11 protein-coding genes and 3 tRNA genes are annotated in these 12709 nt (G+C 74.3%); 11 read left to right on the top strand and 3 right to left on the bottom strand.

What is annotated here, in order from left to right:
- Positions 1-27: 27 nt before the first annotated feature.
- Positions 28-813: a sulfite exporter TauE/SafE family protein gene (locus tag ABD361_RS11480; protein WP_344434878.1), complete on the top strand. Its 786-nt coding sequence runs from the start codon at positions 28-30 to the stop codon at positions 811-813.
- 152 nt (positions 814-965) lie between these two features.
- The gene (locus ABD361_RS11475) at positions 966-1907 is read left to right on the top strand and encodes a trypsin-like serine peptidase (RefSeq protein ID WP_344434877.1); all 942 of its coding nucleotides are present in this window, start codon (positions 966-968) and stop codon (positions 1905-1907) included.
- 16 nt (positions 1908-1923) lie between these two features.
- On the opposite strand, the gene ABD361_RS11470 is transcribed toward ABD361_RS11475, so the two are convergent.
- Complete coding sequence (locus ABD361_RS11470; RefSeq protein ID WP_344434876.1) at positions 1924-2583, bottom strand: SanA/YdcF family protein; 660 nt, start codon at positions 2581-2583, stop codon at positions 1924-1926.
- Positions 2584-2743: 160 nt separating this feature from the next.
- On the opposite strand from ABD361_RS11470, the gene ABD361_RS11465 reads away from it, so the two are divergent.
- From ABD361_RS11465 to ABD361_RS11445, 5 genes are all read left to right on the top strand, one after another.
- The gene (locus tag ABD361_RS11465) at positions 2744-4063 is read left to right on the top strand and encodes a deoxyguanosinetriphosphate triphosphohydrolase (RefSeq protein WP_344434874.1); all 1320 of its coding nucleotides are present in this window, start codon (positions 2744-2746) and stop codon (positions 4061-4063) included.
- 147 nt (positions 4064-4210) lie between these two features.
- Positions 4211-5473 (top strand): NAD(P)/FAD-dependent oxidoreductase, encoded by a 1263-nt coding sequence (locus ABD361_RS11460; RefSeq protein ID WP_344434873.1) that lies wholly within the window; start codon positions 4211-4213, stop codon positions 5471-5473.
- Complete coding sequence (locus ABD361_RS11455; RefSeq protein WP_344434872.1) at positions 5470-5934, top strand: GNAT family N-acetyltransferase; 465 nt, start codon at positions 5470-5472, stop codon at positions 5932-5934. The genes ABD361_RS11460 and ABD361_RS11455 overlap by 4 nt, the downstream gene beginning before the upstream one ends.
- Before the next feature lie 216 nt (positions 5935-6150).
- The gene (gene dnaG / locus ABD361_RS11450) at positions 6151-8049 is read left to right on the top strand and encodes a DNA primase (RefSeq protein WP_344434870.1); all 1899 of its coding nucleotides are present in this window, start codon (positions 6151-6153) and stop codon (positions 8047-8049) included.
- A gap of 274 nt (positions 8050-8323) precedes the next feature.
- The gene (locus ABD361_RS11445; RefSeq protein ID WP_344434970.1) at positions 8324-9439 is read left to right on the top strand and encodes an RNA polymerase sigma factor; all 1116 of its coding nucleotides are present in this window, start codon (positions 8324-8326) and stop codon (positions 9437-9439) included.
- Positions 9440-9493: 54 nt separating this feature from the next.
- On the opposite strand, the gene ABD361_RS11440 is transcribed toward ABD361_RS11445, so the two are convergent.
- Positions 9494-10930, bottom strand: coding sequence for an FGGY family carbohydrate kinase (locus tag ABD361_RS11440; RefSeq protein WP_344434869.1), 1437 nt, complete (start codon positions 10928-10930; stop codon positions 9494-9496).
- 42 nt (positions 10931-10972) lie between these two features.
- The gene (locus ABD361_RS11435) at positions 10973-11260 is read right to left on the bottom strand and encodes a YtxH domain-containing protein (protein ID WP_344434868.1); all 288 of its coding nucleotides are present in this window, start codon (positions 11258-11260) and stop codon (positions 10973-10975) included.
- Between the two features lie 198 nt (positions 11261-11458).
- On the opposite strand from ABD361_RS11435, the gene ABD361_RS11430 reads away from it, so the two are divergent.
- From ABD361_RS11430 to ABD361_RS11415, 4 genes are all read left to right on the top strand, one after another.
- A tRNA-Asn gene (locus ABD361_RS11430) sits at positions 11459-11531 on the top strand.
- Between the two features lie 5 nt (positions 11532-11536).
- Positions 11537-11609 (top strand) — tRNA-Asn (locus ABD361_RS11425).
- A gap of 187 nt (positions 11610-11796) precedes the next feature.
- Positions 11797-11873, top strand: a tRNA-Ile gene (locus ABD361_RS11420).
- 121 nt (positions 11874-11994) lie between these two features.
- Positions 11995-12645 carry a histidine phosphatase family protein gene (locus ABD361_RS11415; protein WP_344434867.1) on the top strand — a complete coding sequence of 217 codons (651 nt, stop codon included), beginning with the start codon at positions 11995-11997 and terminating at the stop codon, positions 12643-12645.
- Positions 12646-12709: the final 64 nt, after the last annotated feature.

Here is a 12709-nt window from a genome sequence, read left to right as displayed (position 1 = left end):
AGGCGAGAGCCCGCGTACCATCCCGCGGTGATCTCCGAGATATCCCTGCCCACCCTGCTCGCCCTGTGCCTGGCCGCCGCCGCGGCGGGCTGGATCGACGCCGTCGTGGGCGGCGGCGGCCTGCTCCAGCTGCCCGCCCTGCTCGTCGGACTGCCGCACGCCCCCGCCGCCCACCTCCTCGGCACCAACAAGGCCGTCGCCGTCTGGGGCACGGCCGCCGCGGCCGTCGCCTACGCCCGCAAGGCACCCGTCGACGTGCGCCTGGCCCTGCGCATCGGTGCCGCCGCCCTGGGCGGTTCCCTGGCCGGCGCCTTCTTCGCCAGCGGCATCGACAACACCGTCCTCCGCCCGCTGATCATGGTCGCCCTGCTGGCCGTGCTCGCCTTCGTCCTGCTGCGCCCCGCCTTCGGCGTCACCGCCGCCGAGCCCGGACCGCCCGCCCGCACCCGCATCCTCGCCGCGATCGGCGTGGCAGGACTGGGCATCGGCTTCTACGACGGCCTCGTCGGCCCCGGCACCGGCACCTTCCTCGTGCTCGCCCTGGCCGGCATCCTGCACCTGAACCTCGTGACCGCCTCCGGCACCGCGAAGATCGTCAACGTCTGCACCAACCTCGGCGCCCTGGTGACCTTCGCCCTCAAGGGCGCGGTGCTGTGGCAGCTGGCCCTCCCGCTGGCCCTGTGCAACCTCGCCGGCGGCGCGCTCGGCGCCCGCACGGCCCTCAAGCGGGGGAGCGGCTTCGTGCGCGGCGTGCTGGTGGTGGTCGTGGTCTCGCTGGTGTGCAAGCTGGCGTACGACCAGTGGGCCCTGTGACGCGGGGGCGGCGACCGACGGCTCGGCCCCCCGATCGGACGATTCGTCGGTCATTCCTCACTACAGACGGTGCGGAAAGCTGTCCGCTCCGCCGAGTTCACAGCTTCGGCGGTTAGCCTGTCGACTACCTTCCTGACGTGGTGGGGGTGGCCGTGCGTTTCTCCCGTTGGTGCCGTGTCCCCTGGGTGCGGGCCCTTCTCGCGGGGCTGTACGTCGTCGCGCTGGCCGCCGCCGTTCCCCGCGGCGCCGGCGGACACGCCAGGGAGGGCGACTGGACCAGCGAGGAGGCCAGACGCTTCTGGGGCCCCAGCCGCATGTCGGACGCCGCCGGCGACGACTCCGAGGACGGCTCCGGCACCGACGCCGCCCGCCGGCGCGCCGCCCAGCGCATCACCAGCAGCGCCCGGCACTTCGCCGGCGTCCCCACGGTCGGCGTCATCTTCTACGTCGGCCAGGACCTGAAGGACCACCACTGCACCGCCAGCGTGGTGCACAGCCCCAAGGGCAACCTCATCATCACCGCCGGCCACTGCGGCCTCGGCGACGACGCCGCCTTCGTCCCCGGCTACCGCGCCGGCGCCGACCGGCAGCCGTACGGGATCTGGCCCATCGACCGCACCTTCACCGACCCCCGGCGCGACGACTACGGCGACGGCTCCGACCTCGACGTCGCCTTCGCCACCGTCACCACCGACGACCGGGGCCGCCCGATCGAACGCGTCACCGGCGCCAACCGGCTCGTGCGCACCCCCGGCTTCACCAACGTCGTCACCGTCGTCGGCTACCCCGCCTCGGATGCCGACCCCGCCGACCAGGCCGTCCGCTGCACCGCCCTGACCAGCCGGCTGGAGGGCCACAACCAGATGAAGATGCGCTGCGACGGCTTCTACTCGGGCACCTCCGGCAGCCCCTGGTTCACCCGCTTCGACGACCGGAAGGGCGCCGGCGACATCGCCGGCGTCCTCGGCGGCCTCAACGGCGGCGGCCCCGACGGCGAGGACAGCGACAGGGTCTCCTACAGCCCCCTCAACGGCGACGACGTCTTCGCCCTCTACCTCGACGCCATAAACGGCCGCGAACCCCGGCGCGCATGACGGCGGCCGCCCCGGGTCAGCCGGCGTCCGCCAGCGCCCGCTCCACCCCCGGCTCGTGCGGCCCCAGGAAGCGCGGGCCGGGCCGCACCAGCGCGTCCAGCGCCGCCTTGCCCGCCGCGAACACCTCCCGGGCCCCGCCCGCGTACCAGGTCACGTCGTGCGCGTCACCGGACGCCCCCACCCCGTACGCCTCGATGCCCGCCGCCTCGCACAGCGCCAGGGCCCGGCGTATGTGGAAGCCCTGACTGACCAGCACCGCCCGTTTCACGCCGAAGACGCGCTGCGCCCGCACGCACGAGTCCCACGTGTCGAAACCGGCGAAATCGCTGACGATCCGGTCGCCCGGCACCCCGCGCGCCGTCAGGTACGCCCGCATCGCCTCGGGCTCGTCGTAGTCGTCCCGGCTGTTGTCCCCCGTCACCAGCACCACGCGCACCTTGCCCGCGCGGTACAGGGCCGCCGCCGCGTCCAGCCGGTGCGCCAGGTACGGAGAGGGCCGGCCCTCCCACAGGCCGGCACCGAAGACCATGGCCACCGGCGCCGACGGCACGTCACGGGCCGTACGCACCCGGGGCGTACCCGCCGCCCACACCCACGTCACCGGCAGTAGCGCCACCACGCACACCCCCACCAGCACCCGCACCGCGCGCCGCCGCCCGCGCACGGTCGCCGGCATCCGCACCCGCGCCCGCCACCCGCGCACCCCACCAGCCCCGTCCGTCCGGCCTCCCCGTCGTTCGAAGGAGGATCAAGGAAGACCAACGCCACAGGCCGGCGCGCGGTTCCCGCGGCCGGCGCGCATCGCCCCTGTCACACCCGGCGGCTACGGTCGGGGTATGAACGGCAGCACAGCACACCCCGTGACGGAGAACGGCATCCCCGGCTACGCCGCCGACGACCTTCGACGCTGGGCGCCCGAGCCCGACAAACGGCCCGGCCGCACCGCCTTCCAGCGCGACCGGGCCCGCGTGCTGCACTCCGCGGCCCTGCGCCGCCTCGCCGGCAAGACCCAGGTGGTCACCCCCGGCGTCAGCGCCCACGCCTGGGACGCCACCCCCCGCACCCGCCTCACCCACTCCCTGGAGTGCGCCCAGGTCGGCCGGGAGCTCGGCGCCGCCCTCGGCTGCGACCCCGACCTCGTCGAGGTCGCCTGCCTCGCCCACGACCTCGGCCACCCGCCCTTCGGCCACAACGGCGAACAGGCGCTCGACGAAGTCGCCGCCGGCTGCGGCGGCTTCGAGGGCAACGCCCAGTCCCTGCGCCTGCTCACCCGCCTCGAACCCAAGCGCTTCACGACCGCCGAGGACGGACGCCAGGTCAGCGTGGGCCTCAACCTCACCCGCGCGGCCCTCGACGCCGCCACCAAATACCCCTGGACGCGCGGCGGCCACCCCCTGGTGCCCGACTCCCGCAAATTCGGCGTCTACGCCGATGACGTCCCCGTCTTCCAATGGCTGCGCCAGGGCGCCCCCGGCCACCGGCGCAGCTTCGAGGCCCAGGTCATGGACTGGTCCGACGACGTCGCCTACTCCGTCCACGACGTCGAGGACGGCCTGCACGCCCGCCACCTCGACCCCGCCGCCCTCCTCTCCGGCCCCGAGCGCGACGAGGTCTTCGCCGTCGCCGCCCACCGCTACGCCCCCGGCGCCGAGCCCGACGAGCTCGCCGAGGCCCTCGACCGGCTCCTCGCCCAGGAATGGTGGCCGCACTCCTACGACGGCTCCGCCGCCTCCCAGGCCCGCCTGAAGGACGCCACCAGCCAGCTCATCGGCCGCTTCTGCCTCGCCGCCGAGACCGCCACCCGCGCCCGCTACGGCCCCGGCCGCCTCACCCGCTACGGCGCCGAACTCGTCGTACCGCCCGGCACCCAGCTGGAGTGCGCCGTCCTCAAGGCCGTCGCCGACCGCTACGTCATGCAGCGCGAGGACCAGGAGAAGCTGCGCGCCGAGCAGCGCATCGTCATCGCCGAGCTCGCCGAGGCCCTCGTCGCCCGCGCCCCCGACGGCCTCGACCCGCAGTTCCGCGCCCTCTACCTCGACGCCGCCGACGACACCGGCCGGCTGCGCGCCGTCGTCGACCAGATCGCCGCCCTCACCGACGCCTCCGCCCGCTCCCTGCACGCCCGCCTCACCGGGGGCGGTGCGGCCCACCGGTGATCCCCGCACGGCCCCTTGCGGGCGGCGCCCGCCGCGGGGTACTCCCTCTACCGGCGGCACGCGGGGTGCGGGACCCTCTGCGATGGCGTACCGGACCGGCGGACGTACCGTGCGCAGCGCGGCGCGGCGGCAGCGAGGAGGCAGCAAGTGGTGGACGCGAACCAGACGTTCGTCATCGTCGGAGGAGGACTGGCCGGCGCCAAGGCCGCCGAGACCCTCCGCAGCGAGGGCTTCACCGGACGGGTGATCCTCATCTGCGACGAACGCGAACACCCCTACGAGCGCCCCCCGCTCTCCAAGGGCTACCTCACCGGCCGCGACGCCCGCGACAGCGTCTTTGTCCACAAGCCCGACTGGTACGCCAGGGCCGACGTCGAACTCCACCTCGGCCAGCCCGCCGTCCACCTCGACCGCGCGGCCAAGACCGTCCGCCTCGGCGACGGCACCCTCGTCCACTACGACAAGCTGCTGCTGGCCACCGGCGCCGAACCGCGCCGCCTCGACGTCCCCGGCACCGGCCTGGCCGGCGTCCACCACCTGCGCCGCCTCGCCCACGCCGAGCGGCTGCGCGGCGTGCTCTCCTCCCTCGGCCGCGACAACGGCCACCTCGTCATCGCCGGCGCCGGCTGGATCGGCCTGGAGGTCGCCGCCGCCGCCCGCGGCTACGGCGCCGAGGTCACCGTCGTCGAACCCGAGCCCACCCCGCTGCACGGCGTGCTCGGCCCCGAGCTCGGAGCGCTCTTCACCGACCTGCACGGCGAACGCGGCGTGCGCTTCCACTTCGGCGCCCGCCTCACCGAGATCACCGGCCACGACGGGATGGTCCTGGCCGCCCGCACCGACGACGGCGAGGAACACCCCGCCCACGACGTCCTCGCCGCCATCGGCGCCGCCCCGCGCACCGCACTCGCCGAAGCCGCCGGCCTCGCCCTCGTCGACCGCGCCGACGGCGGCGGCATCGCCGTCGACGCCTCCCTGCGCACCTCCGACCCCGACATCTACGCCGCCGGCGACGTCGCCGCCGCCGAGCACCCCTGGCTCGGCACCCGCCTGCGCGTCGAGCACTGGGCCAACGCCCTCAATGAAGGCCCCGCCGCCGCCCGCGCCATGCTCGGGCAGCACGTCACCTACGACCGCGTGCCGTACTTCTTCTCCGACCAGTACGACGTCGGCCTGGAGTACTCGGGCTGGGCGCCCCCCGGCTCCTACGACCAGGTCGTCTGCCGCGGCGACATCGGCAAGCGCGAGTTCATCGCCTTCTGGCTCCGCGAGGGCCGGCTGCTCGCCGGCATGAACGTCAACGTCTGGGACGTCACCGGGCCCATCCAGGCCCTCATCCGCTCCGGCGCCGCACTCGACCCCACGGCCCTGGCGGACCCGGCGACCCCCCTGGAATCCTTGCTCCCATGACCACCACCCCTCGCACCGCCATCGTCCCCGTCACCGAGATCTTCGACCTCCGCCACGCCGTCCTGCGCCCCGGGCTGCCGCCCGAGTCGGCCGTCTTCGCCGAGGACGACCTGCCGGACGTCTTCCACGTGGCGGCCTACGACGAGGGCGGTGCGGTGGTGGCGTGCGCCACGTTCTTCCCCGAACCCCTGGCGGACTGCGACGCGCCCGCGCACCGCATACGCGGCATGGCCAGCGCGGCGACGGTACGCGGCCGCGGCTACGGCGCGGCCGTCCTCGAGGCCGGCCTCGCCGAGGCCGCGGCGCGGGGGGCACGGGTGGTGTGGTGCAACGGGCGCACGGTGGCGCGCGGCTTCTACGAGCGGCACGGCTTCAAGGTGATCGGCGAGGAGTTCGAGGTCGAGGGCATCGGCCCCCACTTCGTCTGCGCGCGGGAGATCGCTGCGCCTGCGGCGGGCTGATCGGGCAGTGCCCCGTAAGGGGCGCGGGGAACTGCGCGATCGACCACGACGCGCCCGCAGCCGAAGCGCTACCCCGGGTCCCGGGCGAAGCACGGCATGGCGTCTGCGGGCGCGTCGTGGCTTGTCGCGCAGTTCCCCGCGCCCCTTCGGGGCACTGCACGCAGGCGCCGCCCCACCGCGGACCGCCGTACCCCCGGGCCACCGTAGAATTCACGCGTGGCAGGCAGGATCAACGATGACGACGTGAAGGCCGTCCGGGACGCCGTCCCGATCGACGCCGTCGTGTCCGAGTACCTCCAGCTGCGCCCCGCCGGCGGCGGCAACCTCAAGGGGCTGTGCCCCTTCCACGACGAGAAGTCGCCGTCCTTCCACGTCAGCCCCGCCAAGGGCCTGTACCACTGCTTCGGCTGCCAGCAGGGCGGCGACACCGTCGACTTCGTCATGAAGATCGACCACCTCTCGTTCGCGGAGACCATCGAGCGGCTCGCCGGCCAGGCCGGCATCACCCTGCGCTACGAGGAGGGGGGCTACACCCCCGGCCGCCAGCAGGGCGAGCGGATCCGGCTGATCGAGGCGCACAAGCACGCGGCGAAGTTCTACGCCGAGCAGCTGGGGAGGCCCGAGGCGGAGATCGGCCGGGCCTTCCTGGCCGGGCGAGGCTTCGACCAGGCCGCCGCCGAGCACTTTGGTGTGGGCTACAGCCCGGCCGGCTGGGACCATCTGACCCGCTTCCTGCGCGGCAAGGGCTTCTCCGACAAGGAGCTGCTGGTCTCGGGCCTGGCGCAGGAGAGCCGCAACGGCCGGCCGATCGACCGGTTCCGGGGCCGTCTGATGTGGCCGATCCGCGACATCACCGGCGAGGTCGTCGGGTTCGGTGCGCGCAAGCTGCGCGACGACGACAACGGCCCGAAGTACCTGAACACCCCCGAGACGCCGATCTACAAGAAGTCGCAGGTCCTCTACGGCATCGACCTCGCCAAGAAGGAGATCGCCAAGAGCAACCGGGCGGTGGTCGTCGAGGGCTACACCGACGTCATGGCCTGCCACGTCGCCGGCGTGACCACCGCCATCGCGACCTGCGGCACCGCCTTCGGCGGCGATCACATCAAGATCCTGCGCCGGCTGCTGATGGACAACGCCGCCTCCGAGGTGGTCTTCACCTTCGACGGCGACGCCGCCGGCCAGAAGGCGGCCCTGCGCGCCTTCGAGGACGACCAGAAGTTCGCGGCGGAGACGTCCATCGCCATCACCCCCGGCGGCATGGACCCGTGCGAGCTGCGCCTGGCCGAGGGGGACGCCGCCGTGGCGGCCCTGGTCGAAGCCCGTACACCGCTGTTCGCCTTCGCCATCCGCCAGGTCGTCGCCCGCCACAACCTGGACACCGCCGAGGGCCGGGCCGCGGCGCTGGAGGCCGCCGCCCCCATCGTCGCGAACATCAAGAACAGCGCCATCCAGCACGAGTACGCCGTGCAGCTCGCCGGCATGCTGGGCATCCTCGACACGCAGTTCGTCGTGCGCCGCGTCGGCCAGCTGGCCCGCTGGGCCCGCGAGCGCGGCCAGCGCCCGGACGCCCGCAAGGGCGCCCGGCAGGGCGCCCCGCAGGCCGCCGCCCCGCCGCCGCAGGCGCCCCGCGGTCCGGCGCTGAACCTGCGCAGCCCCGCCGCGCTCACCGAGCGCGAGCTGCTCAAGCTGGCCCTGCAGCACCCCGCGCTGGTCGCGCCTGCCTTCGACGCCTACGGCGAGGACGAGTTCACCGCGCCGCCCTACGCGGTCGTCCGGCGCTGCATCGAGCAGGCGGGCGGCGTGACCGACGCCGACGACGGCTACCTCGCGCGCGTGCGCGACGCCGCGCCCGACGACACCGTGCGCGCCCTGGTCACCGAGCTGGCCGTCGAGCCCGTGCGCACCAAGAACGTGGACGAGAACTACGCGGGCATGCAGCTGGTGCACGTCCGGCTGCGGGCCGTCGAGCGGCGGGTGAAGGACGTCCAGGCCGGCCTCGTCCGGCTCGGCGACCGCCCCGACCCCGAGCATCTGGCGGCCGTGCAGAACGAGTTGTGGGTACTGGAGCAGTACGGGCGCGCCCTGAAGGACCGCGGCGCAGAGGCCCTGTGATCTCCGTCCTGTAGCGAGGCTCGTGGCAAGCACCGCAGCGAGGCCCGCAGCGAGCTCGTAGCAAAACGTCACGGTCCGCGCTCAGAAAGTGAGCGCACGCCCCTCGTGGCGGGCCCGCGTCGTGCCCCACACTGTTGGGCGGTGCCGTCACTCCCGGAGCGCGGCGGACCGGCCCGCCGGACGGGCTCCCCCGCGACGCCGCGCCCGCTCCCCGGCCCGGGCGGCCCCCGCCGCCGCGCCCCACCGCTTTGCCGCACGCTCTGCCTCAGTCGCGATCACCCTGGAGGTCGCCCCCGTGCAGACCCGGACCCCGACCCTGACCCCGGCCCCGGCGCACCCGCTGCCGGTGGTGCCCCAGCAGGCCGAGCCGCCCGACGCCGAGACCCTCCCACCGCACCGGGAGGCCCTCCCCGAGCCGGAACGGCCGTCGCCGGCCGACGGCGGCCCCGCGGAACCGGTGGCCCGGGCCGACACCGGCGGACCCTCCTCCGACCTCTTCCGCCAGTACTTGCGGGAGATCGGCCGCATCCCCCTGCTGTCGGCCGCCGAGGAGGTCGAGCTCGCCCGCCGCGTCGAGGCCGGGCTCTTCGCCGAGGAGAAGCTCGCCAACACCCCCGATCTGGACACCCGCCTCGCCCTGGACCTCGACCGGCTCGTCGTCCTCGGCCGCATGGCCAAGCGCCGCCTCATCGAGGCCAACCTGCGCCTGGTCGTCTCCGTCGCCAAGCGCTACATAGGGCGCGGGCTGACCATGCTCGACCTGGTCCAGGAGGGCAACCTCGGGCTCATCAGGGCGGTGGAGAAGTTCGACTACGCGCGCGGCTACAAGTTCTCGACGTACGCGACGTGGTGGATCCGCCAGGCCATGTCCCGCGCGCTGGCCGACCAGGCCCGCACCATCCGCGTCCCGGTGCACGTCGTCGAGCTCATCAACCGCGTGGTGCGCGTCCAGCGCCGGCTGCTGCAGGAGCGCGGCTACGAGCCCACCGCCGAGGAGGTCGCCGCCCAGCTCGACCTGTCCGAGGAGCGCGTCACCGAGGTGCTGCGGCTCGCCCAGGAGCCGGTCTCGCTGCACGCGCCGGTGGGGGAGGAGGACGACGTCGCCCTCGGCGACCTCATCGAGGACGGCGATGCCGCCTCCCCCGTGGAGTCCGCCGCCTTCCTGCTGCTGCGCGAGCACCTGGAGGCCGTGCTCTCCACGCTCGGCGAGCGCGAGCGCAAGGTCGTCCAGCTGCGCTACGGGCTGGCCGACGGCCGGCCGCGCACCCTGGAGGAGATCGGCCGGATCTTCGGCGTCACGCGCGAGCGGATCCGCCAGATCGAGTCGAAGACCCTCAACAAGCTGCGCGACCACGCCTTCGCCGACCAGCTGCGCGGATACCTGGACTGAAGCCGGGCCTGAAGCCGGGCCCGGGGCCGGGCCGTACGGGCCCCTCAAGGGCCCTCACGCGGCCGGGAAGGCTCCCGGGTGGGTCTGCTCGCGCACGGTCGCGTACTGCTGCCGCACGGCCTGCCCCACGGCCGTGTCCTCGCCCACGGGGTCGAAGACCTCGCCGGCGGGCGCCGGCCACAGCGGGGGCTGCTGCGGGGAGAGCACGCCCTGCTGCACGCCCAGCGACCACGCCGCCTGCCGGGCGGCGCCCAGTGCCGCGTAGTCGGCCGGCTGCGGCACCACGACCTGCGCGCCGAACAGCGCCGGCGCGATGGCCTGCACGGCCGGCAGCTCCGCCGCCGCGCCCAGCAGGAAGACCCGGCGCACCTCCACGCCGCGTCCGCGCAGCACGTCGAGCGCGTCGGTCAGGCCGCACAGCATGCCCTCGAAGGCGGCCCGCGCCAGGTGCTCGCGCTTCATGCTCTCGCGCCGCAGGCCCGACAGGCTGCCGGCGGTGTGCGGCAGGTGCGGGGTCCGCTCGCCCTCCAGGTACGGCAGCAGCACGAGCCCGTAGGAGCCGGGGGAGGACGCCAGGGCCAGCTCCGACAGCCCGGGCAGGTCGGTGCCCAGCAGCTCCGCGGTGCCGCGCAGCACGCGGACCGCGTTGAGCGTGTGCACGACGGGCAGGTGCATGCCGGTCGCGTCGGCGAACGAGGTGATCGTGCCGGAGGAGTCGGCGAGGGCGCTGTGGTGGACGGCGAAGACCGAGCCGGAGGCGCCGAGGGAGACCACGGCGTCCCCGGGGCCCACGCCCAGGCCGAAGGCGGCCGCCATCGTCTCGCCCGTACCGGCGGAGATCAGCAGGCCCTCGGGGGTGTGCCCGGCCGGCTCGGCGGGCGCGAGGACGTCCGGCAGCACCGCCTGGCGGCCCAGGGCGAGCTCCACCAGGTCCGGGCGCCAGCTCTCGGTGGCGGCCGACCAGAAGCCGGTGCCCGAGGCGTCGCCGCGGTCGGTCGTGCGGCGCGCGGGGCGGCCCAGCAGCTGCCAGACCAGCCAGTCGTGGGGCTGCAGCACCGCCGCCACCCGGGCCGCGTGCTCGGGCTCGTTGCGGGCCATCCAGCGCAGCTTCGCCAGGGCCTGCGCGGCCTGCGGCACCGTGCCGACGGCCTCGGCCCACGCCGCCCGGCCGCCGAGGGCGTCCGTCAGGTCGGCGGCCGAGGGCTGCATGCGCTTGTCGTTGCCGAGCAGGGCGGGGCGGATGAGGACTCCGCCCGCGTCCAGGGTGAGCAGCCCGTGCTGCTGGGCGGAGACGCCGATGGCCTGGACGCCCTCCAGCAATCCCCCGGTGGCGGCCTCGCCCAGCGAAATCAGCCAGGCCTGCGGGTCCCCTTCGGGGGACGAGGAGGGGTGGGGTGCGTAGCCCTGCCGCAGCACGGCACCGGTGTCCGCGTCACAGACGACGATGCGTGTGCTGTCCGAGGAGCTGTCCAACCCAGCGACTATGCCCATGCCGAGATGATGCCAAACCTCTGCCCGTTACCGGGCATCCGGTCACGTGTTGCTCGTACCCCAGTCGTCCTCCGAGCCCTGCCCGCGCTCCCGCAACGAGCGGACCCGGTCCGCGAGGCCGCCGGGCAGCTTGTCGCCGGCCCGGGCGACGGTCCGCGAGAGAAGGGCCCGGCCGTTGACGGCGGCGGTCTCGGCGGTGTTGCGCACCGCCGGGTTCTGTGCGATCCGCAGGGCCCCCTTGCGCAGCTCCTCGTACCGCTCGCGGCCGGCCCGCGCGCCGAGCACGTAGCCGACAGCCGCGCCGGTGATGAACGTCAGCCGGTAGCGCATCGCGCCCATCCTTCCCTTGGATCCGCTGTGCTCGCCGCCTACCCGGCGGGGCCGAAGGTCACTCCCGGCCCGCCCCGGGCCCCGGCCCGGAGGTACCGATTGGCGGAGCACCCCCCAGCTTGCGCTAATGTATGTGTCGCAGCGAGCGCACGCCGCCCGGGAGACCGGTCGGAGGTGCATTCGAGGCAGACGCGCCGATCCCCTGTAGCTCAATTGGCAGAGCAGCCGGCTGTTAACCGGCAGGTTACTGGTTCGAGTCCAGTCGGGGGAGCGCGGTCCCTTGTAGCTCAATTGGCAGAGCAGCCGACTGTTAATCGGCAGGTTACTGGTTCGAGTCCAGTCGGGGGAGCGGTGAGAGGACCCCTCCGGGGGTCCTTTTTTCATCCCGGAACCCGGTCGCGGGAACCGGAGGGCTCGTGATCGAAGTCCTCATGGTCGGACCGATCACACGATACGGCCCCGCCGGGGCAGCAGATCGTATGAACGGCTATGCTGCGGCAGACGGCGCGCACAGATGTGCGCGACGCGCCGTGAACGGGGCGGTAGCTCAGCCGGTTAGAGCAGCGGACTCATAATCCGTCGGCCGTGGGTTCGAGTCCCACCCGCCCCACCACGGACCACAGGCGCAGAAACGATGCGACCTGCGATTTCAGTGCCCCGTACGGCTCCGCCGGGCGGGGCACAGTGCTGTCCGGGGTGCCTGCCGGGCCGTGCGCGCGGGAAGCCGTTCCGGCATGGGTGAGCTGCTGATCGTCCGGCACGGGGAGACCGAGTGGAGCCGTGACGGACGTCATACGAGCTGGACCGACCTGCCGCTGACCGACACCGGGGAACGGCAGGCGGTCGCGTTGCGGCCGCTGCTCGGCGGGCGGAGGATCGGGCTGGTGCTCGTGAGCCCCCTGCTCCGGGCGCGGCACACCGCCGAGCTGGCAGGGCTCGGTGACGCCGAGGTCGAGCCGCTCCTGAAGGAGTGGGACTACGGGGCGTACGAGGGCGTCACGACCGCCGAGATCACCAGGGAGCGCCCCGGCTGGTCCCTCTTCGACGACGGCGTCCCGCCCGGGCCGCCCGGGCACCCGGGGGAGTCGCCGGCCGAGGCCGGCGCCCGCGCCGACGCGCTGCTGGCGCGCCTCGGGCCCGTACTCGGTGCCGAGGGCGATGCGGGTGATGCGGGTGATGGCGATGCGGGTGACGTGGTGCTCGTCGGGCACGCGCACTTCCTGCGCGTACTGACGGCCCGTAGGCTCGGGCTGCCACCGGCGGCCGGTGCGCTGTTCCGGCTGGACACCGGCACGGTCGGCGCGCTCGGTACGGAGCACGGGCGCCCGGCGCTGACCGCCTGGAACGGGCGTGTCGGAGCCGGGGCCGGCCCGGCCGGGGCATGATGATCGCAATGCCATGATCGGAACGTCATGGCGCAACGTCATGGCGGCGCCGGCCCGGCGAACG

Origin of the sequence: Streptomyces luteosporeus (assembly GCF_039532865.1) — a bacterium.
Classification (GTDB): Bacteria; Actinomycetota; Actinomycetes; order Streptomycetales; family Streptomycetaceae; genus Streptomyces; species Streptomyces luteosporeus.
This window is presented reverse-complemented; position numbering and strand designations above follow the sequence as displayed.